Source organism: Streptomyces sp. TSRI0107, assembly GCF_001905845.1.
Lineage (GTDB): Bacteria > Actinomycetota > Actinomycetes > Streptomycetales > Streptomycetaceae > Streptomyces.
This window is the reverse complement of sequence record NZ_LIVZ01000007.1, coordinates 506,251-528,770: the sequence shown is the minus strand read 5'-3', so window position 1 is coordinate 528,770 and position 22,520 is coordinate 506,251. Positions and strand designations below refer to the sequence as shown.

Annotated in this window: 22 protein-coding genes and 2 pseudogenes; 11 read left to right on the top strand and 13 right to left on the bottom strand. The window is 71.8% G+C overall.

Features of this window, described 5'->3' with window-relative positions:
• Nucleotides 1–21: 21 nt before the first annotated feature.
• From AMK31_RS21685 to AMK31_RS21675, 3 genes are all read right to left on the bottom strand, one after another.
• On the bottom strand, nucleotides 22–870 hold the full coding sequence (locus AMK31_RS21685; protein ID WP_079186888.1) for an SURF1 family cytochrome oxidase biogenesis protein: 849 nt from the start codon (nucleotides 868–870) through the stop codon (nucleotides 22–24).
• Between the two features lie 60 nt (nucleotides 871–930).
• Nucleotides 931–1,164 (bottom strand): hypothetical protein, encoded by a 234-nt coding sequence (locus AMK31_RS21680; protein ID WP_073942431.1) that lies wholly within the window; start codon nucleotides 1,162–1,164, stop codon nucleotides 931–933.
• Nucleotides 1,165–1,243: 79 nt separating this feature from the next.
• Nucleotides 1,244–2,245 (bottom strand): DEDDh family exonuclease, encoded by a 1,002-nt coding sequence (locus tag AMK31_RS21675; protein WP_073942240.1) that lies wholly within the window; start codon nucleotides 2,243–2,245, stop codon nucleotides 1,244–1,246.
• Between the two features lie 158 nt (nucleotides 2,246–2,403).
• Here AMK31_RS21675 and AMK31_RS21670 point away from each other — a divergent pair, with 158 nt between their 5' ends.
• The 3 genes from AMK31_RS21670 (at nucleotide 2,404) to AMK31_RS21660 (ending at nucleotide 4,761) form a co-directional block, all read left to right on the top strand.
• Nucleotides 2,404–3,123, top strand: a complete 720-nt coding sequence (locus AMK31_RS21670) for a VIT1/CCC1 transporter family protein (protein WP_073942239.1) — start codon at nucleotides 2,404–2,406, stop codon at nucleotides 3,121–3,123.
• A gap of 118 nt (nucleotides 3,124–3,241) precedes the next feature.
• A complete protein-coding gene (locus tag AMK31_RS21665; protein WP_073942238.1) occupies nucleotides 3,242–4,111 on the top strand; it encodes a sterol desaturase family protein in 870 nt (289 codons plus the stop codon).
• Entirely contained in the window at nucleotides 4,108–4,761 is a 654-nt protein-coding gene (locus tag AMK31_RS21660) for a lysoplasmalogenase (RefSeq protein WP_073942237.1), read from the top strand. Before AMK31_RS21665 ends, AMK31_RS21660 begins: the two co-directional genes overlap by 4 nt.
• Nucleotides 4,762–4,764: 3 nt before the next feature.
• Here AMK31_RS21660 and AMK31_RS42435 read toward each other — a convergent pair.
• From AMK31_RS42435 to AMK31_RS21640, 4 genes and pseudogenes are all read right to left on the bottom strand, one after another.
• Nucleotides 4,765–5,436 (bottom strand): annotated as a pseudogene (locus AMK31_RS42435) (CopD family protein); the annotation flags it as partial.
• Between the two features lie 177 nt (nucleotides 5,437–5,613).
• A pseudogene (locus AMK31_RS42430) lies at nucleotides 5,614–5,949 on the bottom strand (hypothetical protein); the annotation flags it as partial.
• A gap of 108 nt (nucleotides 5,950–6,057) precedes the next feature.
• A complete protein-coding gene (locus tag AMK31_RS21645) occupies nucleotides 6,058–7,437 on the bottom strand; it encodes a CoA transferase (protein WP_073942236.1) in 1,380 nt (459 codons plus the stop codon).
• A gap of 79 nt (nucleotides 7,438–7,516) precedes the next feature.
• Nucleotides 7,517–9,046, bottom strand: coding sequence for a S8 family serine peptidase (locus AMK31_RS21640; RefSeq protein WP_073942235.1), 1,530 nt, complete (start codon nucleotides 9,044–9,046; stop codon nucleotides 7,517–7,519).
• A gap of 304 nt (nucleotides 9,047–9,350) precedes the next feature.
• Between AMK31_RS21640 and AMK31_RS21635 the strand changes: the two genes are divergently transcribed.
• From AMK31_RS21635 to moaA, 3 genes are all read left to right on the top strand, one after another.
• On the top strand, nucleotides 9,351–9,707 hold the full coding sequence (locus AMK31_RS21635) for a DUF485 domain-containing protein (RefSeq protein WP_073942234.1): 357 nt from the start codon (nucleotides 9,351–9,353) through the stop codon (nucleotides 9,705–9,707).
• The gene (locus AMK31_RS21630; protein ID WP_073942233.1) at nucleotides 9,704–11,326 is read left to right on the top strand and encodes a solute symporter family protein; all 1,623 of its coding nucleotides are present in this window, start codon (nucleotides 9,704–9,706) and stop codon (nucleotides 11,324–11,326) included. Before AMK31_RS21635 ends, AMK31_RS21630 begins: the two co-directional genes overlap by 4 nt.
• Before the next feature lie 155 nt (nucleotides 11,327–11,481).
• Nucleotides 11,482–12,471: a GTP 3',8-cyclase MoaA gene (gene moaA / locus AMK31_RS21625; RefSeq protein WP_073942232.1), complete on the top strand. Its 990-nt coding sequence runs from the start codon at nucleotides 11,482–11,484 to the stop codon at nucleotides 12,469–12,471.
• Between the two features lie 9 nt (nucleotides 12,472–12,480).
• Here moaA and AMK31_RS21620 read toward each other — a convergent pair whose 3' ends face one another.
• The gene (locus tag AMK31_RS21620) at nucleotides 12,481–12,702 is read right to left on the bottom strand and encodes a hypothetical protein (protein ID WP_073942231.1); all 222 of its coding nucleotides are present in this window, start codon (nucleotides 12,700–12,702) and stop codon (nucleotides 12,481–12,483) included.
• Between the two features lie 191 nt (nucleotides 12,703–12,893).
• Nucleotides 12,894–13,256, bottom strand: a complete 363-nt coding sequence (locus AMK31_RS21615; RefSeq protein WP_079186887.1) for a DUF3099 domain-containing protein — start codon at nucleotides 13,254–13,256, stop codon at nucleotides 12,894–12,896.
• A 248-nt stretch (nucleotides 13,257–13,504) separates the two neighbouring features.
• Between AMK31_RS21615 and AMK31_RS21610 the strand changes: the two genes are divergently transcribed.
• Entirely contained in the window at nucleotides 13,505–13,783 is a 279-nt protein-coding gene (locus AMK31_RS21610; RefSeq protein WP_073942229.1) for a GlsB/YeaQ/YmgE family stress response membrane protein, read from the top strand.
• 84 nt (nucleotides 13,784–13,867) lie between these two features.
• On the opposite strand, the gene tyrS is transcribed toward AMK31_RS21610, so the two are convergent.
• The 3 genes from tyrS to AMK31_RS21595 form a co-directional block, all read right to left on the bottom strand.
• Nucleotides 13,868–15,136, bottom strand: coding sequence for a tyrosine--tRNA ligase (gene tyrS, locus AMK31_RS21605; protein ID WP_073942228.1), 1,269 nt, complete (start codon nucleotides 15,134–15,136; stop codon nucleotides 13,868–13,870).
• A gap of 63 nt (nucleotides 15,137–15,199) precedes the next feature.
• The gene (locus AMK31_RS21600; RefSeq protein WP_073942227.1) at nucleotides 15,200–16,594 is read right to left on the bottom strand and encodes a TldD/PmbA family protein; all 1,395 of its coding nucleotides are present in this window, start codon (nucleotides 16,592–16,594) and stop codon (nucleotides 15,200–15,202) included.
• Nucleotides 16,591–18,114, bottom strand: coding sequence for a TldD/PmbA family protein (locus AMK31_RS21595; RefSeq protein WP_073942226.1), 1,524 nt, complete (start codon nucleotides 18,112–18,114; stop codon nucleotides 16,591–16,593). Before AMK31_RS21595 ends, AMK31_RS21600 begins: the two co-directional genes overlap by 4 nt.
• Nucleotides 18,115–18,366: 252 nt before the next feature.
• Here AMK31_RS21595 and fabG point away from each other — a divergent pair, with 252 nt between their 5' ends.
• The 3 genes from fabG to AMK31_RS21580 all read left to right on the top strand — a co-directional run bounded on the left by fabG (nucleotide 18,367) and on the right by AMK31_RS21580 (nucleotide 20,371).
• Complete coding sequence (gene fabG, locus AMK31_RS21590; RefSeq protein ID WP_073942225.1) at nucleotides 18,367–19,071, top strand: 3-oxoacyl-[acyl-carrier-protein] reductase; 705 nt, start codon at nucleotides 18,367–18,369, stop codon at nucleotides 19,069–19,071.
• 5 nt (nucleotides 19,072–19,076) lie between these two features.
• A complete protein-coding gene (gene fabI / locus AMK31_RS21585; RefSeq protein WP_073942224.1) occupies nucleotides 19,077–19,844 on the top strand; it encodes an enoyl-ACP reductase FabI in 768 nt (255 codons plus the stop codon).
• A 173-nt stretch (nucleotides 19,845–20,017) separates the two neighbouring features.
• A complete protein-coding gene (locus tag AMK31_RS21580) occupies nucleotides 20,018–20,371 on the top strand; it encodes a hypothetical protein (RefSeq protein ID WP_073942223.1) in 354 nt (117 codons plus the stop codon).
• Here the strand turns inward: AMK31_RS21580 and AMK31_RS21575 are convergent.
• Nucleotides 20,346–21,041, bottom strand: coding sequence for a FadR/GntR family transcriptional regulator (locus AMK31_RS21575; RefSeq protein WP_073942222.1), 696 nt, complete (start codon nucleotides 21,039–21,041; stop codon nucleotides 20,346–20,348). The genes AMK31_RS21580 and AMK31_RS21575 overlap by 26 nt on opposite strands.
• Before the next feature lie 82 nt (nucleotides 21,042–21,123).
• Between AMK31_RS21575 and AMK31_RS21570 the strand changes: the two genes are divergently transcribed.
• A complete protein-coding gene (locus AMK31_RS21570) occupies nucleotides 21,124–22,470 on the top strand; it encodes a CynX/NimT family MFS transporter (protein ID WP_079186894.1) in 1,347 nt (448 codons plus the stop codon).
• Nucleotides 22,471–22,520 lie beyond the last annotated feature (50 nt).

The following is a 22,520-nucleotide window of genomic DNA, read 5'->3' as shown; positions in this document are numbered from 1 at the left end:
GGGTGAAGGTGCGCGAGGGCGCTACACCGTGGCCGGTTGGGTCTCCGGCGTCTCGCCGTCGTTCTCCTTCCCGTTCTCCTTCCCGTTCTCCTTCCCGTTCTCCTTCTCGTTCTCCTGCTCCCGTGCCTGCGCGCGGTCGCGGGCCTCCCGGCGGGCCAGGATCACCCAGCCGAGCGGGACGGCCCCGGAGAACAGCCACCACTGCACGGCGTACGCCATGTGGGGGCCGATGTCGTCGTGGTCGGGGGCCGGGATCAGCTGCGGGGTGTCGCCCTCGGGCCGCGGATCGGTCAGTTCGACGTATCCGCCGAGGACCTGCTTGCCCAGCCGCTTCGCCTCCTGCGCGCTGTTGATCAGCATGATCTGGCGGTCGGGCAGCCCCTCGAGGTCCTTGATGCCGCTCTCGGCGGTCGTCTGGTCGGCCATCAGCCGCCCGGTGACGGTCACCTCGCCGCGCGGCGGCGCCGGGACCTCCGGGAACGTGCGCTGGGTCGCGCCCGCGGGCACCCAGCCCCGGTTGACCAGCAGGACCTTGCCGTCGGTGAGGACGAAGGGGGTCAGCACGTGGTAGCCGATCTCGTCGTTGGCGTTCGTCCGACGCCGTACGACGACCTCGTGGGCGGTGTCGAACCGGCCCGTGGCCGACACCCGGCGGTACAGGTCCGCGTCCTCGATCACGGCTCCGGGCGAGGTCAGCGACTCGGCGGGCACCGGCTTCGCGGCCAGCGAGTCGGCGATCACCTTGTTCAACGCGACCCGGTGCTCATGCCGGTGCAGCTGCCAGAAGCCCAGCTCGATCATCGTCGGGATGAGCGCGAGGACGACGAGGGTGAGGATCACCCACTGCCGGGACAACAGGAAGCGGTACACCCCACGACCGTACCTCGCAGGCCGTGGGGTGCCGTCGGCAGGGGTGCCGGGACCGGGGGCTCAGACGCGGTCGACGATGCCCACCTTCCCCTCCGAGCGGGCGCAGTGGGCGCCGCAGTACCAGTGGCCCTCGACCTCGACGCCCTGGCCGATGATCTGCACCCGGCAGTGCTCGCAGATGGGAGCCATGCGGTGGATCGCGCAGGAGAAGCAGTCGAAGACGTGCACCGCGCCCTGCGCGTGCACCTCGAAGGTCATTCCGTAGTTGTTGCCGCAAACTTCGCAAGTCGCCATGCGCCACAGGGTGAGCCGTCGCCGCCGCGCGGGCGAGCGGGCGGCGGGCGAGTCGCGCGGCAATCACCCGTCCGTACGGTCACTGCTCCGACGCCGGTTCCACATCCCGCAGCAGCTGTCCGAACGCGGCCTCGTCGACCACCGGTGTGCCGTACTGCCGGGCCTTGAGCACCTTGGAGGTGCCCGAGTCCGGGTCGTTGGTGACGAGCAGGCTGGTCAGCCGGGACAGGCTGGTCGCGACGTGCAGCCCGGCCTCGGTCGCCCGGTCCTCCAGCAGCTCCCGCTCCACGGACGTGTCGCCGGAGAACGCCACTCGCATGCCCTGCTTGAGTCTTTTGCCCTCTTCGTACCGCCCTGGGTTGGGATAGGGGCATGCGGGCCGTTTCCGGGAGGGGCGCCAACTGGTCGGCCGGTAGCCGCCGTAGCCGCCCGGGCCGCCCGCCTGCTGTCCGATGCGGGGTGCGGGCCGGTCGGCCCACTCGGTCAGCGGCCGGCACTCGTGCAGCGGCAGCCGTACGTGCCCCGAGGCGGCGGCGTGCAGGCTCGGCCGGAAGGCCTCTGCCAGTACGCGCGCGTCGTCCAGCGCGTGGTGCGCGCGCCGCTGGACGACGCCGAAGTGGGCGGCCAGCGACTCCAGCTTGTGGTTGGGCAGCGGCAGCTCCAGCGCCTTGGACAGGGCGATGGTGCACAGCCGCTGCCGCACCGGCGCCTCGCGCCGGGCGCGCGCGTACTCCCGGGCGATCATCTGCCAGTCGAAGACGGCGTTGTGCGCGACGAGCACCCGGCCCTCCAGCCGGGTCGCGAACTCGTCGGCGATGTCCGCGAAGAGCGGCGCGCCCTCCAGCGCCTCGCTGGTGAGTCCGTGGATCCACACCGGGCCGGGATCGCGCTCGGGGTTGACCAGCGTGTACCAGTGGTCCTGGACCTCGCCTCGCGCGTCCAGCCGGTAGACGGCCGCGGAGATTATCCGGTCGTCGCGGGCCAGTCCGGTGGTCTCCACGTCAACGACCGCGTATCCGTGCGGATACGCGGCCGGCCACTTCGTGGCGGAGGACGCTGCGGTCGTGCGGTCTTCGAGCATGGTCCCTGAGGATACGGGCCGGGACTGACACTGCTGTCCCTCAGGTGGCCGAGTACGGCCGTGTGTTCGAGGGTCCGATGTGCGTGCGCGTGAGTCGGTACCGAGTCGGTACCGAGTCGGTACCGGTCGGGCGATGTCCGGAATGTCATCCTCCGGGGGTGACCGAACCGACCGGACCGCCGCCCGCCGGTGCCCGCGGGGGCGCGCTGGCCGAGCGGCTGAACTGGCTGCGCGCGGCCGTACTGGGCGCCAACGACGGCATCGTGTCCACCGCCGGTCTCGTCGTCGGCGTCGCCGGTGCGACCGGCGACCGCTCCTCGCTCCTCACGGCGGGCCTCGCCGGCCTGCTCGCCGGCTCCCTGTCGATGGCCGCCGGGGAGTATGTCTCGGTCTCCACCCAACGGGACTCCGAGAAGGCCGCGTTGGCCGTGGAGAAGCGGGAGCTGCGGGAGCAGCCGGAAGCCGAGCTGGCGGAGCTGACGGGCCTGCTCGAGGAGCGGGGCCTGTCCCGGGACGTCGCCCGCGAGGCGGCCGTCCAGCTGACGGAGCGTGACGCGCTGCGCGCCCACGCGCGCGTGGAGCTCGGCATCGACCCCGACGTGCTGACCAACCCGTGGCACGCCGCCTGGGCGAGCTTCCTGGCGTTCACGGCGGGCGCCCTGCTCCCGCTGCTGGCCATCGTGCTGCCGCCGGTGGACTGGCGCGTGCCGGTGACCGTGGGGTCCGTCCTGCTCGCGCTGGTCTGCACCGGCTGGAGCAGCGCCCGGCTGGGGGAGGCGGCGCCACGCCGGGCCGTGGTGCGGAACGTGGGGGGCGGGGCGTTGGCGATGGGGGTCACTTACGCGGTCGGGTCGCTGCTGGGGGCGGCGGGGGTGTGAGCGTCGCCGGTGAAGATCGCCATTGGCGGAGATCGCCAACAAACAAGCGCTTACCGCTGGTAATACTTATCGGTAACAACGTCTAGCCCCGGCCCGACGACGGTCCTACGGTGCAGTAATGCCGAACCTCCCCGACGTCGTGGTCTGGTCGATACCCGCCTTCGCGCTGCTCACGATCCTCGAGATCATCAGTGTCCGGCTCCATCCCGACGAGGAACAGGCCGGGTACGAGACGAAGGACGCCGCGACCAGTGTGACCATGGGGCTCGGCAGTCTCGTCTTCGACTTCCTGTGGAAGTTCCCGATCGTCGCCATCTACACGGCCGTCTACGAACTCACCCCGCTGCGCGTGCCCGTGCTGTGGTGGACCGTGGCCCTGATGCTCCTCGCGCAGGACTTCTTCTACTACTGGTCGCACCGCGGCCACCACGTCATCCGCATCCTGTGGGCCTGCCACGTGGTCCACCACTCCAGCCGCAAGTTCAACCTCACCACCGCGCTGCGCCAGCCCTGGACCTCGCTGACCGTCTGGCCGTTCTACGTCCCCCTGATCGCCGCCGGCGTGCACCCGGCCGCCCTCGCGTTCTGCTCCTCCGCGAACCTCGTCTACCAGTTCTGGATCCACACCGAGCGGATCGACAAGATGCCCCGCTGGTTCGAGTTCGTCTTCAACACCCCCTCCCACCACCGGGTGCACCACGCCTCCCAGGGCGGCTACCTGGACCGCAACTTCGGCGGCATCCTCATCGTCTGGGACCGCCTCTTCGGCTCGTTCACCGCCGAGACCGAGCGGCCCGTGTTCGGGCTGACGAAGAACATCGACACGTACAACCCGCTGCGGGTCGCCACCCACGAGTACGTCGCCATCGCCAGGGACGTGAAGGCCGCCTCCGGCTGGCGCGAACGGGCCGGGCGCGTCTTCGGCGGGCCCGGCTGGCAGCCCGCCCCGCCGAAGAAGGACGCCTCGGAGGAGACCGTGGTCGCATGACGCCGCGCCGCGCCCTCCTGTGGGCCTTCGGCCTCGCCGCCGTCGCCGACCTCGCCTCCCTCGCGGCCGGGTTCGAGCCCGGGCACATGGTCGCCAAGCCCCTCCTGATGCCCCTGCTGGCCGCCCACGCCGCGCTCTCCGGCGCACCCCGGCTGCTGATCGCGGCCCTGCTGTGCGGCTGGGGCGGCGACGTACTGCTGCTCTCCGACGCGGAGCCCGCCTTCCTCGCCGGGATGGCCTCGTTCGCCGCCGGACACGTCTGCTACCTGACGCTGTTCAAGGCGTACGGCCGTGCGGGCACCCGTCCCGGCCCGCTGCTCGCGGCCTACGGCGTCGTCCTCGCCGCCACCGTCGCCGCGCTCTGGCCCGACCTGCCGGCCGACCTGCGCGTCCCCGTGGCCGGCTACAGCCTGCTGCTCACGGCCATGGCGTACGCGGCGGCGAGCCGGTTCGGACGCCTCGCGGGGATCGGCGGCGCGCTCTTCGTGCTCTCCGACACCCTCATCGCGACCGGCGTCGCCGAATGGCCGCAGGCGCCGCGCCCCGACCTGTGGATCATGCTCACGTACATCGCCGCGCAGTTCCTGCTCGCCAGAGGCACACTGCGCGACCGGGTACCGGGCGGGGACACGGCGAGGGCGACCGTCTGACGGTCACCACCGGATGGGCACCGGCAGCGCCGTCAGCAGCCCCGACACCGCGACCACCACCGCCAGCACCACCACCTCCGCCCGCGCGGGGGAGCAGGCGGCCAGCGGGTCGGCCGCGCGGGACAGCCGGATCCGCGCCCACAGCGCCAGCGCGCCGACGGCGGCCACGAGCAGCACCTTCGCGAGCAGGGCACGCCCGTACGCCGTCGTCGTCAGCTGCTCCGGCACGGTCTCCGGCGGCATCCGGCGCAGGGTGCTCCAGACGCCCGTCGCGGTGAGCGCGCCGAGCAGCACCGCCGCCACGCGCGCGTAGAGCCCCAACAGGGCGGCGCCCGCCCGGTCCGCCCCCCACCGGCGCAGCGTGCGCAGCGCGTACAGCAGACCGCCCGTCCACAGCGACGCGCACAGCACGTGAACGAGCGTCAGGGCCGAGCCGGCCAGCGGGCCGTGCTCGGTCACCGGAGGGGCGCGCAGCGCCTCCGCGACGGCCACCGCGGCCAGCGGCCACACCTGCGTCCCCGGGCGGCCCGACCGGGCGCACAGCCCCGCCACCGCGAACGCGTTGACCTCCAGCAGGGCCAGCTTGCCGTCCCGGGAGGCGTACAGGCCGCCGACGTCGATCTGGCCGGGGCCGTGCGGCACCAGGTTGCCGGTGGCCACCACCGAGGCCAGCCCTGGGCCCTGTCGTCAGATTCCCGCCTGCCCGGCGACGCCATGCACGCACTCTCGCCGCACCGGGCCCTGGCCCACGTACATCCAGTACGAGGCCCAGGGCCCGGCACGCCGAGAGCACGCACCTGACGCCACCGGGCCCGCCCTCCGGGCGGACGACGGGAATCTGACGACAGGGCCCAGCGCGGCGGCGAACCCGGCACCGGCCGCCCACACCGCCCAGCTGCGCGGCAGCTCCGCCGGGGCGCCGGGCACGGCGCGGGCCAGCCGCCGTACGAACAGCTCGCCCAGCGGGACGCACAGTGCCGCGAAGAGGACCGCGCGCAGCAGGGCGATGCCGCCGACGCCGGGCGCGGCGGACTCGCCGGTGCCGTGCAGCGCGGCGGACGGCCCGAGCAGCGGGATCAGCGCTCCCAGGGTCACCAGGACCAGCAGGGTGACGGCCCCACCGGTACCGGCCCGCCGCGCGGTGCCGCGATTCCCGGTGGCCTCGCCGGCCGGTCGTATGGAGGTCACCGCACGATCCTCACCAGTCGCCACAGAACTGGGCACGCCTCCGCGGACAACTGACAGACCGGCGTTCCGCGCGGGGAGCGAATCCGGCCGGGTGCCGCCCTCGTCGGCTCAGGCCCAGCGCGCCGCGTCCGCCCCCAGCGGCCCCGGCGGCCGGGCCCAGTCCTCGGGGCCGCCCTCGAAGGCGACCGGCGGCAGCGCGTACCGCAGGCGGCCGATCCGGCTGTCCCGCTCGGCCAGCCAGGCGCCGGCGTCGTCGTGGGAGCCCGGTTCCCGCGTGTCCGTGTCGCCGCCGGCCGTGACCTCCTGTGTCAGCCACCGCGCGGTCCGCGCCAACGCCACCCGGACGAACCGCCCGCAGCCGTCGTACGACTGCTCCGTCAGCGCCCGCAGCACCGCCGCCGCGAGCAGATGGCCGGAGCCGTGGTCGAGGGCCTGCGCGGGCAGGGCGCCGGGCTGTTCCGGCGTGCCCTCGACGACGGCGATGCCGGTGGCGGCCTGCACCAGGCTGTCGAAGCCGCGCCGCCCGCCCCACGGCCCGTACGCCCCCCACGCCGACACCTGGGCCACCACCAGCCCGGGACGCCGCTCGACGAGCGCCTCGGGGGACAGCCCGAACCGGTCCAGCGCGCCCGGACGGTAGCCGGTGACGACGACGTCCGCCGCCGCGAGCAGTTCCTCGAAGACGCGCCGGTCGGCGGCGAGGCCGAGGGTCGCCGAGCGTTTGCCGAAGCCCGTGTCGGCGTGCTGGTCGGGGAGTTCGGGCAGGCCGGGCGGGTCCAGGCGCAGCACGTCCGCGCCGAGCAGGGCGAGGGTGCGGGTGGCCACGGGCCCGGCGAGGACCCGGGACAGATCCAGCACGCGCAGCCCGGCGGCGGGCAGCAGGGGAGCATCCGCCGTGTCCGCCGGAGCGGCGAACACCCGCGCGGGAGCCGTGTCCAGGCGTCCGCGCTCGACCAGCGGTCGCCGCGCCACGGCCGCCGCCTGCGGATGCCCGGCCCACTCCTCGGGGGTCCGTACGGCGACGGCGAGGCCGCCTGCCGCGTACACGGTCTCCTCGACGTCCGCGGCGCTCCGCGTGGCCAGCGCGGCCGCCACCCCGTCCGCGCCGACGCCCAGCGCGGACAGCAGCCGTTCCCGGTGGTGCGGGTAGTTGGCGTGGGTGCGTACCCAGCCGTCGGCCGTGCGCCAGAACCGGGAGAGCGGGGCGAAGTTGACCGGCGCGCGCCCGTCGACCAGCAACTGCCGCTCGCTGGTGAACGCGGTGGCCACCGCCCCGTCGTCCACCCGTACCCGGGGCACCCGCGCGAGCCCGTACCGCCGGGCCGCCAGTTCCGCGGCGGCCAGCGCGCACACGGCCACACAGGCCCGCGCCGACTCCAGGACCGGCAGACGCGCCTCCAGCGCGCCCCGCCGGGCCGTCACCGCCACCCGGTCGACCAGTGCGGGGTCTCCGCCGATCGCTGACCACGCGTGAGTGATGTCCTTCATGGACGAACCATGCCGGGCCGCGCGGCTGCCCCGCACGGCCCGGCATGGAGAGATGACTCCTATTGACTCGCGTCGAGTCCTACTTCACCGCGTCCAGCGCGTTGACGACGCCGAAGCCGTAGAAGCCGTTGACGCGCTTGCCGCCCTCGCACACCGCGTCCTGGTCGCCGTCGCCGTCCTGGTCGTAGGACTCGGGGCAGCCCGGGTTGTCCGCCTGCGCCTTCAGCAGCGCCTGGAGCTGGGCGGGAGTGGCGTACGGGTGCTCCGACTTCAGCAGCGCGGCGACGCCCGAGGCGTGCGGCGCGGCCATCGAGGTGCCCTGGAGGAAGCCGTACTGGTTGTTCGGCATCGTGGACAGGATGCGGCCGTTCTTCGACGGCGTGTCCGGGATCTGGTAGAGCCGGTCGCCGCCCGGCGCCGCCACGTCCACCACGCCCTCGCCGTACGAGGAGTAGTACGACTTGAGGTTGTTCACGCCCGTCGCGCTGACCGTGACGACGCCCGGCAGCTGGGTCGGCACGTCGTAGCACTCGTGCGGGTCGATGGTGCGTTCGACCGGCGTGGTGTCGTTGGGGCTGGTGTCGTCGAGGATCGCGTCGGCGTCGAGGTCGTGGTTGGAGTTGCCCGCGGACGCCAGGTGGAGGGTGCCCTTCTTCCGGCCGTAGAGCTGGGCCCGGTTGACCGCGTCGACGATGGCCCGCTGGTCGGGGTCGTCCATGCAGTTGTACAGCCACGGGTCGACGTAGTAGCTGTTGTTCGTGATCTCGACGCCGTGGTCGGCGGCGAACACGAACGCGCAGACGACGCTCTCCGCGTAGAAGAGGCCGCTCTTCGGGTCGGTCACCTGGATGCCGGCGACCTTCACCCCGGGCGCGACACCGGCCACACCGACGCCGTTGCGGGCGGCGGCGATCTCACCGGCCACGTGGGTGCCGTGGTAGTCCGCTTCGGTGTACGGCCGCCAGGCGCCCTCGCTGGTGTCGGCGACGCCGCCCGCGCAGTTGGCGGACTGGGACCTGGAGAAGTTCGGGGCGAGGTCCGGATGGGTGTCGTCGACACCGGTGTCGATGACGGCGACCGTGACGTTTCTGCTGCCCGGGTTGATCTGCGCGGCCTTGTCGGCGCCGATCGCCCGCAGGTCCCACTGGTCGGCCTCGAGGGGCTCGGCCTCCGGGGTGGCCGCCGACGCGGCCTTCACCTTCGCGGCCTCCGCGGCCGTCAGGTAGTCCGCGCCGCCCTCGTCCGTCGTGCCCGCGGGGGTCAGCGGCGCGGTGCGGGTGGCACCCGCCGACTGCACGCCGCGGACCGTGCGTATCTGCTTGGCGAAGTCGGGGTTCGCCGAGTGCGCGACGATCACACCGATCTTCTCGTACGCCGTCACCACGGTGCCGCCGGCCGCCTCCACGGCCTTCTTCACCGCCGCGACGGTGCGCTTGTCCACCTTGGTGTTGACGACGTACGCCAGCTCGGGCGCGTCCGCCGCCTGCGTCGAGGTCTTCCCGCCGGGCGCGGCCGAGGCGGTCGCGGGCAGGAAGCCGAGCGAGGCGGTCAACGACAGCACGACGGGCACGGCGAGTGCGAGTCGGCGTCTGGAGCGCAGATGAGCCATGGGGTCTCCACATCATCCGGAAACGAAACGGCCCGAGACACAGGTGGTGCTCGGGCAGGTGCATGACGATGGTGCAGAGCGAAGCTATCCCCCGAACTCGCTGACCAGCAATGCGTAACCGCGATGACTTCTCAGATTTACGACGATCGTCGTTGAACCGGTTCCCGGACGGCGCCGTGACGTTGGACAGGAGGCCGAGCACAAGCGAGCCCTCTGTCGGATCACACCGGGGGCAACTAACATCGCCGCCCGGTCGAAGTGATCCAGATCACCCCTGTCGCCACCCGCACCGCGAGGAGACTCCGTGGCCACCGACGCACCGCCCCCCTCGAAGACCGAACACCGGCTACCGTCCACCGAGGAGTTCACCAGGGTGCAGGAGAGCGCGGAGTTCGGTGAACTGCGCCGCTCCTACCGCTCCTTCGCCTTCCCGCTGACCGTCGCCTTCATCGCCTGGTACCTGCTGTACGTCCTGCTCTCCAACTACGCGGGCGGCTTCATGGGCACCAAGCTGTTCGGCAACGTCAACGTGGCCCTGGCCCTCGGCCTCGCCCAGTTCCTCACCACGTTCCTCATCGCCTGGTGGTACGCGCGGCACGCCGCCGCGAAGCTCGACCCCAAGGCCGAGGCCATCAAGACCCGTATGGAGGCCGCCGAATGAGCACCGCCGCTTTCACCCTGGCAGCCGGTGAGGCGAGCGAGCACCGCGGGCTGATCATCAGCCTGTTCGGGTTGTTCGTGGTCGCGACCCTGGTCATCACCATCTGGGCGGGCCGGCAGACCAAGGACGCCGCCGACTTCTACGCCGGCGGCCGCCAGTTCACCGGCTTCCAGAACGGCCTCGCCGTCTCCGGCGACTACATGTCCGCCGCGTCCTTCCTCGGCATCGCGGGCGCCATCGCCCTCTTCGGCTACGACGGCTTCCTGTACTCCATCGGCTTCCTGGTCGCCTGGCTCGTCGCCCTGCTGCTGGTCGCCGAACCGCTGCGCAACTCCGGCCGCTACACCATGGGCGACGTCCTCGCCTACCGGATGCGCCAGCGCCCGGTCCGCACCGCCGCCGGCACCTCCACCATCGTCGTGTCGATCTTCTACCTGCTGGCCCAGATGGCGGGCGCGGGCGTCCTGGTCTCCCTGCTGCTCGGGATCACCAGCGACGGCGGCAAGATCGCCATCGTCGCCCTGGTCGGCGTCCTGATGATCGTGTACGTCAGCATCGGCGGCATGAAGGGCACCACCTGGGTGCAGATGGTCAAGGCCGTGCTGCTGATGGCGGGCGCGTTGCTGCTGACCTTCCTGGTGCTGCTGAAGTTCGACTTCAACATCTCCGAGCTGCTCGGCACCGCCGCCGACAAGAGCGGCCACGCCGCGGCCTTCCTGGAGCCCGGCCTCAAGTACGGCGCCAGCGGCACCACCAAGCTCGACTTCCTCTCGCTCGGCATCGCCCTCGTCCTCGGCACCGCCGGTCTGCCGCACATCCTGATCCGCTTCTACACCGTCCCCACCGCCCAGGCCGCCCGCAAGTCCGTGATCTGGGCGATCGGCCTGATCGGCGCCTTCTACCTGATGACCCTCGCCCTCGGCTTCGGCGCCGCCGCGCTGATCAGCCCCGAGGAGATCACCAGCTCCAACAAGGCGGGCAACACCGCCGCCCCGCTGCTCGCCCTGCACCTCGGCGGCGTCGACTCCAGCTGGGGCGCCATCCTGCTCGCCACCATCTCCGCGGTCGCCTTCGCCACGATCCTCGCGGTCGTCGCCGGCCTCACCCTCGCCTCGTCCTCGTCGTTCGCGCACGACATCTACGCCAACGTCATCAAGAAGGGCACGGCCACCGAGAAGGAGGAGATCAGCGCGGCCCGCTGGGCGACCGTCGGCATCGGCGCGGTCTCCATCGTGCTCGGCGCCCTCGCCCGCGACCTGAACGTCGCCGGCCTGGTCGCCCTGGCCTTCGCGGTCGCCGCCTCCGCCAACCTGCCGACGATCCTCTACAGCCTGTTCTGGAAGCGTTTCACCACCCAGGGCGCCCTGTGGTCGATCTACGGCGGCCTGGTCACCGCGGTCGGCCTGGTGCTGTTCTCGCCGGTCGTCTCCGGCAAGCCCACCTCGATGTTCCCCGACGTCGACTTCCACTGGTTCCCGCTGGAGAACCCCGGCCTCATCTCGATCCCGGTCGGCTTCCTGCTGGGCGTCGTCGGCACCCTGCTGTCGAAGGAGGAGCCGGACAAGGGCAAGTACGCCGAGCTGGAGGTCCGCTCCCTCACCGGCACCGGCGCTCACTGAGCCCACCCCGGCACGGCCGCGTCGTAGAACCCTACGACGCGGCCGTGTCTTACCTCGTGGGATCGGGCTCTGTCGTTGTCGGTGCCGTCACGTAGGCTCACTGGTGACGGAATCAAGCGTGCTCCGTGTGTGCTCCGTACGAGGGAGGGGGCCCAGTGCTCATCGACACCTACGGCCGGGTGGCCACCGACCTGCGGGTCTCGCTCACCGACCGGTGCAACCTGCGCTGCACCTACTGCATGCCCGAGGAGGGCCTGCAGTGGCTGGCCAAGCCGGACCTGCTCACGGACGACGAAATCGTCCGCCTCATCGACATCGCCGTCACCTCACTCGGCATCGAGGAAGTCCGCTTCACCGGCGGTGAGCCCCTGCTGCGCCCCGGCCTGGTCGGCATCGTCGAGCGGGTCGCCGCCCTGGAGCCGCGCCCCCAGATGTCCCTCACCACCAACGGCATCGGCCTCAAGCGCACCGCCCCCGCCCTGAAGGCCGCCGGCCTGGACCGGGTCAACGTCTCCCTGGACACCCTGCGCCCCGACGTCTTCAAGACCCTCACCCGCCGCGACCGGCACAAGGACGTCCTGGAAGGCCTCGAAGCCGCCCGCGCGGCCGGCCTCACCCCCGTCAAGGTCAACTCCGTCCTGATGCCGGGGCTCAACGAGGACGAGGCCCCCGACCTGCTGGCCTGGGCCGTCGAGCACGACTACGAGCTGCGGTTCATCGAGCAGATGCCCCTGGACGCCCAGCACGGCTGGAAGCGCGACGGCATGATCACCGCCGGGGACATCCTCACCTCCCTGCGCACCCGCTTCGAGCTGACCGAGGAGGGTTCCGAGGCCCGCGGCTCCGCCCCGGCCGAACGCTGGCTGGTCGACGGCGGCCCGCACCGGGTGGGCGTCATCGCCTCCGTCACCCGCCCCTTCTGCTCCGCCTGCGACCGCACCCGCCTCACGGCCGACGGCCAGGTCCGCACCTGCCTGTTCGCCACCGAGGAGACCGACCTCAGGGCCGCGCTGCGCTCCGGCGCCCCCGACGAGGAGATCGCCCGGATCTGGCGGCTGGCGATGTGGGGCAAGAAGGCCGGCGCGGGCCTGGACGACCCGACGTTCGTCCAGCCGGACCGGCCGATGTCCGCCATCGGCGGCTGACGCCGCGCGTCAGCCCTCCGCCCGCTGCTCCCACTCCTTCAGCAGCACCACGTCCTTCAGGAACCCGCGCACCCCGAGGAACTGCGACAGATGCTCGCGGTGCTCCTCACAGGCGAGCCAGGTCTTGCGCCGCTCCGGCGTGTGGATCTTCGGGTTGTTCCAGGCCAGCACCCACACGGCGGCGTCCCGGCAGCCCTTGGCGGAACAGATCGGGGAGGTCTCGTCACTCACTGTTTCGTCTCACCAGCGCAAAAAAGCGACGCCGAGCAGCCACGGGGGGAGCTGCCCGGCGTCGGTCCATCGCTCCGACGGGGGATGCGGAGCGCCTACGAAGTATGTCACGGGTAACCGGTTGCCGGGCACTGGAACTACATGATTGATCTGAGCATTTCCTGAGCTTCGGACGGACCCGGCACCGGCGGTCAGTCCCGCGACGCCGCTCCCGGATCCTTCCCCGCGTCCTCCGCACCGGATTCCGCCGGCGGCGCGATCATCGTCCGGGGCGGCACCGACACGAACGTCGAGGGCAGCGACGGCGCGTTCTCCCGCCCCGCGTTCGCGATCACCACCGCGATGTACGGCAACACCGCGCCGAGCACCAACGCCACGATCGCGACGTGCCGTTCCACGTTCCAGAGCACCGCGGCCAGGATCACCGAGACCGTACGGACGCTCATCGAGATCACATACCGGCGCTGGCGCCCGCGGACATCGTCCTGGAGACCCTGCCGGGCCCCAGTGATCCGGAACACCTGGGCGTTGCCGCCGTCCCCTAGCTTCCGCATCACATTCCACCATCCGCCCGCATCGGACTCTCCCCGGCCCGCCCCGACGTCCGCCGTACCGGATCGGACGCCCGGCCGGGACGACTCCACGTTACGCCTGGCCTGCGCAGGCCACGAGACCGGGTCACCCTCCGGCCTGCGCGGACGACCTCACCCCTCCCGCGTACGGCGGCACCCGACATGCGCCGTACGGCCTACCGGCCGAGACTGGGCGTACTGCTCACGTCGAGCCGGACGAGGAGGAAACCATGGGCTGGTTGTGGGCGATCATCGTGGGATTCGTGCTGGGCCTGATTGCCAAGGCGATCATCCCGGGCAAACAGCACAGCCCCCTCTGGCTGGTCACCATCTTCGGCATGCTCGGCGCCGTGGCGGGCAACGCCATAGCGCGCGGCTTCGGCGTCGAGGAGACGCCCGGCATCGACTGGAGCCGGCACATCTTCCAGCTCATCGCCGCCATCATCATCGTCGCCGTCGGCGACATGCTGTACATGGCGACGCTGGGCAAGCGGAAACACCGGGTCTGAGAAACGCGGCGAAGGGGCGCGGGGAACCGTGCGAGCGGCCACGGCGAAGCCGCGGCCCGCGGACCGTCCGCACCCCTACGGAAACTAGGCGCCCAGAACCTCGACCGCGGCAAGGTTCTTCTTGCCGCGCCGCAGCACGAGCCACCGCCCGTGCAGCAGCTCCTCCTTCGCCGGGACGGCGTCCTCCGCGGCGACCTTCACGTTGTTCACGTACGCGCCGCCCTCCTTCACCGTGCGCCGCGCCGCGGACTTGCTGGCCACCAGGCCGACCTCGGCGAACAGGTCCACGACCGGGCCGAGCTCGCCGACCCGGATGTGCGGCACCTCGGAGAGGGCCGCGGCCAGCGTCCGCTCGTCCAGGTCGGTCAGCTCGCCCTGCCCGAACAGCGCCTTCGACGCGGCGATCACCGCGGCGGTCTGGTCGGCGCCGTGCACCAGCGTCGTCAGCTCCTCGGCGAGCGCGCGCTGCGCGGCACGGGCCTGCGGCCGCTCCTCGGTCAGCTTCTCCAGCTCCTCGAGCTCCTCGCGGGACTTGAAGGAGAGGATGCGCATGTAACGGGAGATGTCACGGTCGTCCACGTTCAGCCAGAACTGGTAGAACGCGTACGGCGTGGTCATCTCCGGGTCGAGCCAGACGGCGCCGCCCTCGGTCTTGCCGAACTTGGTGCCGTCCGCCTTCGTCATCAGCGGGGTGGCCAGGGCGTGCACGTCGGCCTGCGGCTCCAGCCGGTGGATCAGGTCCAGGCCGGCCGTGAGGTTGCCCCACTGGTCGCTGCCGCCCTGCTGGAGGCTGCACCCGTACCGCCGGTAGAGCTGGAGGAAGTCCATGCCCTGCAGCAGCTGGTAGCTGAACTCCGTGTAGCTGATGCCCTCGGAGGACTCCAGGCGACGGGCGACCGAGTCCTTCGTCAGCATCTTGTTGACGCGGAAGTGCTTGCCGATGTCGCGCAGGAACTCGATCGCGGACAGGCCCTCGGTCCAGTCGAGGTTGTTGACCATCAGGGCCGCGTTCTCGCCCTCGAAGGACAGGAACGGCTCGATCTGGCGGCGCAGCTTCTCGACCCAGCCCTTGACCGTCTCCGGGTCGTTCAGCGTGCGCTCCGCGGTCGGGCGGGGGTCGCCGATCAGGCCCGTGGCGCCGCCCACCAGGGCCAGCGGCCGGTGCCCGGCCTGCTGGAGCCGGCGCACGGTGAGCACCTGCACCAGGTGCCCCACGTGCAGGGACGGCGCGGTCGGGTCGAAGCCGCAATAGAACGTGACGGGACCGTCCGCGAGCGCCTTGCGCAAAGCGTCCTCGTCAGTGGACTGGGCGAACAGCCCACGCCACTTCAGCTCGTCGACGATGTCCGTCACGGTCGTATGTCTCCTTGAACGGTGAAAAGGGCTTCCCCCAGTCTATGGGGGCCTGCCGTCGGCTCAGACGCCGCGACTGACCGAGCTCATGTTGAAGTCGGGCACCCGCAGCGGCGGCATCGCGGCCCTGGTGAACCAGTCGCTCCACTCCCTCGGCAGCGTCTTCTCCGTGCGCCCCGCCTCCGTGGCCCGGCCCAGCAGCCCGACCGGCGACTCGTTGAACCGGAAGTTGTTCACCTCGCCGGTCACCTCGCCGTTCTCGACCAGGTACACGCCGTCCCTGGTCAGACCGGTGAGCAGCAGCGTCGCCGGGTCCACCTCGCGGATGTACCACAGGCAGGTCAGCAGCAGCCCGCGCTCGGTGCTCGCGACCATCTCGTCCAGGGTGCGGTCGTCGCCGCCGTCCAGGATCAGGTTGTCGATGCCCGGCGACACCGGCAGCCCGGTGAGGTCCGCGCTGTGCCGGCTGGTGATCAGGTGCTTCAGCTCGCCCCGGCTGATCCACTCGGTGGGCGTGAGCGGCAGCCCGTTGTCGAACACCGACGAGTCACCGCCGGAGGAGTGCGCGAGCACGAACGGCGCGGCCTGGAGGCCCGGCTCGTGCGGGTCGCTGCGCAGCGTCAGCGGCAGCTCGCTCAGCCGCTCGCCGAGCCGGGTGCCGCCACCGGGCTTGGAGAACACCGTGCGGCCCTCGCTCGCGTCCCGGCCCGACGCCGACCACATCTGGTAGATCAGCAGGTCCGCGACCGCCGTCGGCGGCAGCAGCGTCTCGTACCGCCCGGCGGGCAGCTCGATCCGGCGCTCGGCCCAGCCGAGACGGACGGCCAGCTCCGCGTCGAGCGCCGCCGGGTCGACGTCCTCGAAGTCCCGGGTGGAGCGTCCGGCCCATGCCGAGCGGGAGCGGTCCGGCGACTTGGCGTTCAGCTCCAGCGTGCCGTTGGGCTGGTCGTGGCGCAGCCGCAGCCCCGTGGACGTGCCCAGGTAGCTGCTGGTCAGCTCGTGGTTGGCGAAGCCGTACAGTTCCCGGCCGCCCGCCCGCGCGCGGGCGAACGCCTCGCCCAGGGCGGGCGCGAAGTCGGCGAACACCGCCGAGGAGGTCTCCGCGGGCGCGTCCGTGAAGTCGGGGGAGGAGGGCACGTCCGCGACGAGCGGCCGGGCGTCCTCGGCGGGCTCGGCGCCGCGCGCGGCGGCCTCCGCGGCCCGCACCAGCGGCTCCAGCTCGTCCGCGGTCACGGCGGACCGGGACACCACCCCGGAGGCGGTGCCCTCCTTGCCGTCGACGGTCGCGATGACGGTGAGCGTACGCCCGCGCGTGACACCGTTGGTGGTCAGCGCGTTGCCCGCCCAGCGCAGGTTGGCGCTGGACTCCTCGTCGGCGATCACCACACAGCCGTCGGCCCGGGACAGCTCCAGGGCCCGCTCGACGATCTCGTACGGCTTGTTCGTCGGGGCGCTCATCGGCCGGCCTCCTGCGTGGTGTTAAGGATGTTCACGCCCCGGAACAGGGCGGACGGGCAGCCGTGGGAGACGGCGGCGACCTGGCCCGGCTGGGCCTTGCCGCAGTTGAAGGCGCCGCCGAGGACGTAGGTCTGCGGCCCGCCGACCGCGACCATCGAACCCCAGAAGTCGGTGGTGGTCGCCTGGTAGGCGACGTCCCGCAGCTGCCCGGTGATCCGCCCGTTCTCGATCTTGAAGAACCGCTGGCCGGTGAACTGGAAGTTGTACCGCTGCATGTCGATGGACCAGGACCGGTCCCCGACGACGTAGATGCCGCGGTCGACGCCGCCGATCAGGTCCTCGGTGGACATGCCGGCCGGATCGGGCCGCAGCGAGACGTTGGCCATCCGCTGCACCGGCACATGCCCGGGGGAGTCGGCGAAGGCGCACCCGTTGGACCGCCCGAGCCCGGTGAGCTTCGCGATCCTGCGGTCCAGCTGGTACCCGACGAGCGTGCCGTCCTTCACCAGGTCCCAGGACTGCGCCTCGACGCCCTCGTCGTCGTACCCGACGGTCGCCAGGCCGTGCTCGGCGGTGCGGTCGCCGGTGACGTTCATCAGTTCCGAGCCGTACTTCAACGTGCCGAGCTGGTCGAACGTGGCGAACGAGGTGCCGGCGTACGCGGCCTCGTAGCCCAGCGCGCGGTCCAGCTCGGTCGCGTGCCCGATGGACTCGTGGATCGTCAGCCACAGGTTGGACGGGTCCACGACCAGGTCGTACAGCCCCGGCTCCACGCTCGGCGCGCGCATCTTCTGCGCCAGCAGCTCCGGCATCTCGGCCAGCTCGGCGTCCCAGTCCCAGCCGGTGCCCGTCAGGTACTCCCAGCCGCGCCCGACCGGCGGCGCGAGCGTGCGCATCGAGTCGAACTCGCCGCTCGAATCGTCGACCGACACCGCCGTGAGCTGCGGATGCAGCCGGACCCGCTGCTGGGTGGTCACGGTCCCGGCCGTGTCGGCGTAGAACTTGTTCTCGTGCACGGTGAGCAGCGAGGCGTCGACATGGTCCACCCCGTCGGCCGCGAGCAGTCGCCGGCTCCACTCCGCCAGCAGCCCGGCCTTCTCCTCGTCGGGCACGGTGAACGGATCGATCTCGTACGACGAGATCCACGTCCTGTCGGCGTGCACCGGCTCACCCGCCAGCTCCACCCGCTCGTCCGACCCGGCCGCCTTGATCACCTGCGCGGAGAGCTTGGCCATCGCCACCGCCTGGCCCGCCACCTTCGCGGCGGCGTCCATGGTCAGGTCCACGCCGGACGCGAAGCCCCACGTCCCGCCGTGCACCACCCGCACCGCGTAGCCCAGGTCGGTGGTGTCCGACGACCCGGACGGCCTGCCGTCCCGCAGCCGCCAGGACGCGCTGCGCACCCGCTCGAACCGGAAGTCCGCGTGTTCCGCGCCGAGGGCACGCGCGCGTGCCAGCGCGGCGTCGGCGAGGGCGCGTAGCGGAAGTGCCGTGAAGGCTTCGTCGATGGTATGAGGCACCCGAGGTCTCCCTGCTGTCGTCGCCTGTCGGCTCCGATCATGACGCGCCCGCGGGCCCGCGGACCACACGTTTGTATCCGGCGACCGGGGCTTTCTGTAGGGATTCGACAGTGAGCCCCCTGCGCCACTGTGGGTGCCCGAATGTCCGGCGCCCGCGGCCGACCGATAGGTTTTCGGTGAAGCCGCCTGTCATGGCCGCCTGTCGTCCAGGTGCCGGGCGGGGTATCAGACCGCTATCGAAAGGGTGATCCGTTGAGCCGCTCGGTTCTCGTCACCGGAGGCAACCGGGGCATCGGCCTCGCCATCGCCCGCGCTTTCGCCGACGCCGGCGACAAGGTCGCGATCACGTACCGGTCCGGCGAGCCGCCGGCCGGTTTCCTCGCCGTCAAGTGCGACATCACCGACCCCGAGCAGGTGGAGCAGGCCTACAAGGAGATCGAGGCCGAGCACGGCCCGGTCGAGGTGCTGGTGGCCAACGCCGGCGTCACCAAGGACCAGCTGCTGATGCGCATGTCCGAGGAGGAGTTCACCTCGGTCATCGACACCAACCTCACCGGCACCTTCCGCGTCGTGAAGCGGGCCAACCGCGGCATGCTGCGCGCCAAGAAGGGCCGGGTCGTCCTCATCTCGTCGGTCGTCGGCCTGCTGGGCTCGGCCGGCCAGGCGAACTATGCCGCGTCCAAGGCCGCCCTCGTCGGCTTCGCGCGCTCCCTCGCCCGTGAGCTGGGCTCGCGCAACATCACTTTCAACGTCGTCGCGCCCGGTTTCGTCGACACGGACATGACCCGGGCGCTCAGCGACGAGCAGCGCGAGAACATCATGTCTCAGGTGCCGCTCGGCCGTTACGCGCAGCCCGAGGAGATCGCCGCGACGGTGCGGTTCCTCGCCTCGGACGACGCCTCGTACATCACTGGAGCCGTCATCCCCGTAGACGGCGGACTGGGAATGGGTCACTGATCACCATGAGCGGAATTCTCGAGGGCAAGCGCGTCCTGATCACCGGTGTGCTGATGGAGTCCTCCATCGCCTTCCACACCGCCAAGCTGGCCCAGGAGCAGGGCGCCGAGATCATCCTGACCGCGTTCCCGCGGCCCACGCTGACCGAGCGCATCGCCAAGAAGCTGCCCAAGCCCACCAAGGTCATCGAGCTCGACGTCACCAACGACGAGCACCTGGGCCGGCTGGAGGAGATCGTCGGCCAGGAGCTGGGCGGCCTCGACGGCGTCGTCCACTCCATCGGCTTCGCCCCGCAGGACGCGCTCGGCGGCAACTTCCTCAACACGCCGTTCGAGTCGGTGGCCACCGCCATGCACGTCTCGGCGTTCTCGCTGAAGTCGCTGACCATGGCCTGCCTGCCGCTGATGCAGAACGGCGGCTCGGTCGTCGGCCTCACCTTCGACGCCCAGTACGCCTGGCCGCAGTACGACTGGATGGGCCCGGCCAAGGCCGCCCTGGAGGCCACGAACCGCTACATGGCGCGTGACCTGGGCAAGCAGGGCATCCGCTGCAACCTCATCTCGGCGGGCCCGATCGGCTCCATGGCCGCCAAGTCCATCCCGGGCTTCAGCGAGCTGGCCTCGGTGTGGGACAGCCGTTCCCCGCTGGAGTGGGACCTGAAGGACCCGGAGCCGGCCGGCCGCGGTGTGGTCGCACTGCTGAGCGACTGGTTCCCGAAGACCACCGGCGAGATCATCCACGTGGACGGTGGCCTGCACGCCATCGGCGCGTGACCCGTCCCGTAAGGCATCGCCCACGGCGCCGACGCCCCGTTTCCCGCTTCGCGCGGGGAGCGGGGCGTCACCCGTTCGGCCTACCCGGCCGGGCGGAAGCCCGAGGCAACCGGGCACTCTGATTACGCGTCCACCAACGCGTCCCTCCCCAGCACGGCCGAGGAGGTTCCCTTGTGTGCCTGTTCCGAAGCCTGGCCTCAGTGACCCTGGCCGCCGCCCTGGTGCTTTCCCTGCCGCACGAAGCGATGCCCCACGCGCGCGTGGAGGCGCGCGAACCGGAAACGCCCCAGCCGTTCGGAGCCGCGTGCCGCACGCGGATCCACGGCTCCGAGGTGACCGCTCACTGTCACAACCCCTATGTGGACACGGACCGCGTGCGGCTGCACATCGAATGCGTCCGCTGGTGGGACCTGGACACCGACAGCGCCCCGGCCGACGCCGGTCCCGCGATGACCGTGCGCCTGACCGGCCGCTGCTGGAAGGAGGTCCGCGCGGTGTGGATCAGCCACCAGAACCAGGGGAGCTGAACCGGCCCGGGCGGCACAGGAACGGATAGCCCGCCGCCTCCGTCTCCGCCGTCTCCGCGTCGCCCGCGCGGATGGCGTCCACCAGCCGCGCGTGGTCCATGTACGTCTCCGGGGTGAGCGTCTCGCCCACGTCCTCGCGCAGCCAGTCCCGCAGCACCTCGCCCAGGTCCGCGTACATCGCCGTCATGACGTCGTTGTGCGAGGCGGCCACCACGGCCAGGTGGAACGTCGCGTCCGCCGTCACGAACGTCTCCGCGTCCCCGGTCTCCCAGGCCTCCTCGCGCCGCACCAGCAGCGCGTCCAGCTGCTTGAGGTCCTTCTCGGTGCGCCGCTCGGCGGCCAGCTTCGCGGCGGCCGACTCCAGGGTCGAGCGCAGCTCGGCGATGTGCCGGGGATCGGCGCCCGCGAAACGGCGGTGCATCACGCCCGCCAGCTCACTGGTCGCCACGACATAGGTGCCGGAGCCCTGGCGGATGTCCAGCAGGCCGTTGTGCGCCAGCGCCCGGACCGCCTCGCGGACCGTGTTGCGGGCCACGCCGAGCTGCTCGACCAGTTCCGGCTCGGTGGGGATGCGGGAGCCGACCGGCCACTCGCCCGAGGTGATCTGGTTGCGCAGCTCGGCGATGACCTGCTCGGACAACGCCGAGCGACGGGGGTGGCTCAAGGGCATGGCACACCTTCGCACGGGCCGGGCGGCATCGGGCGCCCGGGGAATGGACAACCAATCATCCCATGATTCTATGATGGGCCGCATGGCAGGCGAGGAGATACAGACGAAGAAGTCCCCGGAGTCGCAGGACGCAGGCCGTCCGGCGGCAGGCGGCTCCGATGACGCGCCGCGCACGACCGCGACGCAGAAGAGCACCACGCGCGAGAGCACCACGCGCGCGTGGACCGTACGCCTGGTCGTCGTCGGCATCATGCTGTCCGCCCTCAACCTCCGCCCCGCCATCACCAGCCTCGGCGCCCTCCTCGAAGAGGTCCGCGACGGCCTCGGCATGAGCGGCAGCGTCGCCGGACTGCTCACCTCCGTGCCGCCGCTCTGCTTCGCCGTCTTCGGTGTCATGGCGCCCCGCCTGGCCCGCCGCTTCGGCCCCGCCGCGGTGGTCTGCGCCGGCATGGCCGCCATCGCCGCCGGCCTGCTGATCCGGCCGTTCACGGGCGGCACCCCCGGATTCCTGGCCGCCAGCGCGCTCGCCCTCATGGGCATCGCGGTCAGCAACGTCCTGATGCCGGTCATCGTCAAGCGCTGGTTCCCCGACCGGGTCGGGTCCATGACCGGCGCGTACTCCATGGCCCTCGCCCTCGGCACCTCCACCGCCGCCGCCGTGACCGTGCCGGTCACCGACGCGCTGGGCGGCGACTGGCAGGCCGGGCTCGCCGTGTGGGCCGCGCTCGCCGCCGCGGCCGTACTGCCCTGGCTGCCGGTCCTGCGGGACCGGGGCGCGGCCTCCGGCGCCGGACAGGCCGACCCCGCGGCAGCCCCGGGGGAGGCGCAGGCCCCCGCGCTGCGCATCACCCGCAGCCGTACCGCGTGGGCGCTCGCCGCCTTCTTCGGCCTCCAGGCCACCGCCGCCTACATCACCATGGGCTGGATGGCGCAGATCTTCCGCGACGCCGGGGTCCCCGCCGGCACCGCCGGTCTGCTCCTGGCCGTCACCATGGTGATGGGCGTGCCGCTGGCCTTCGTCATCCCCCGGCTGGCCACCCGGCTGCCCCACCAGGGGCCCATCGTGCTCGCCCTCGGCGTGTGCGGCCTCGCCGGATACGCCGGGCTCTACCTCGCACCCGCCGGCGGCGCCTGGGCGTGGGCCGTGCTGCTGGGCGTCTCCAACTGCGCCTTCCCGCTGGCGCTGACCATGGTCGGGATGCGCGCGCGGTCCGGGCCGGGCGTGGCCCAGCTGTCCGCGTTCGCGCAGAGCACCGGCTATCTGATCTCCATCCCCGGACCGCTCCTGGTGGGCGTGCTCTACCAGCACAGCGGCGGCTGGGGGCTGCCGATCGCCCTGATGATCGCCCTGATGGTCCCGCAGATGGCGGTCGGCTGGCTGGCGGGCCGCGACCGCACGGTGGAGGACGAGGCGGCTGCCGCCGGCTGACCCCCGGCTGACCCCCGGCGGGACGGGCTCGGGGGACGGGTGCGAGACTT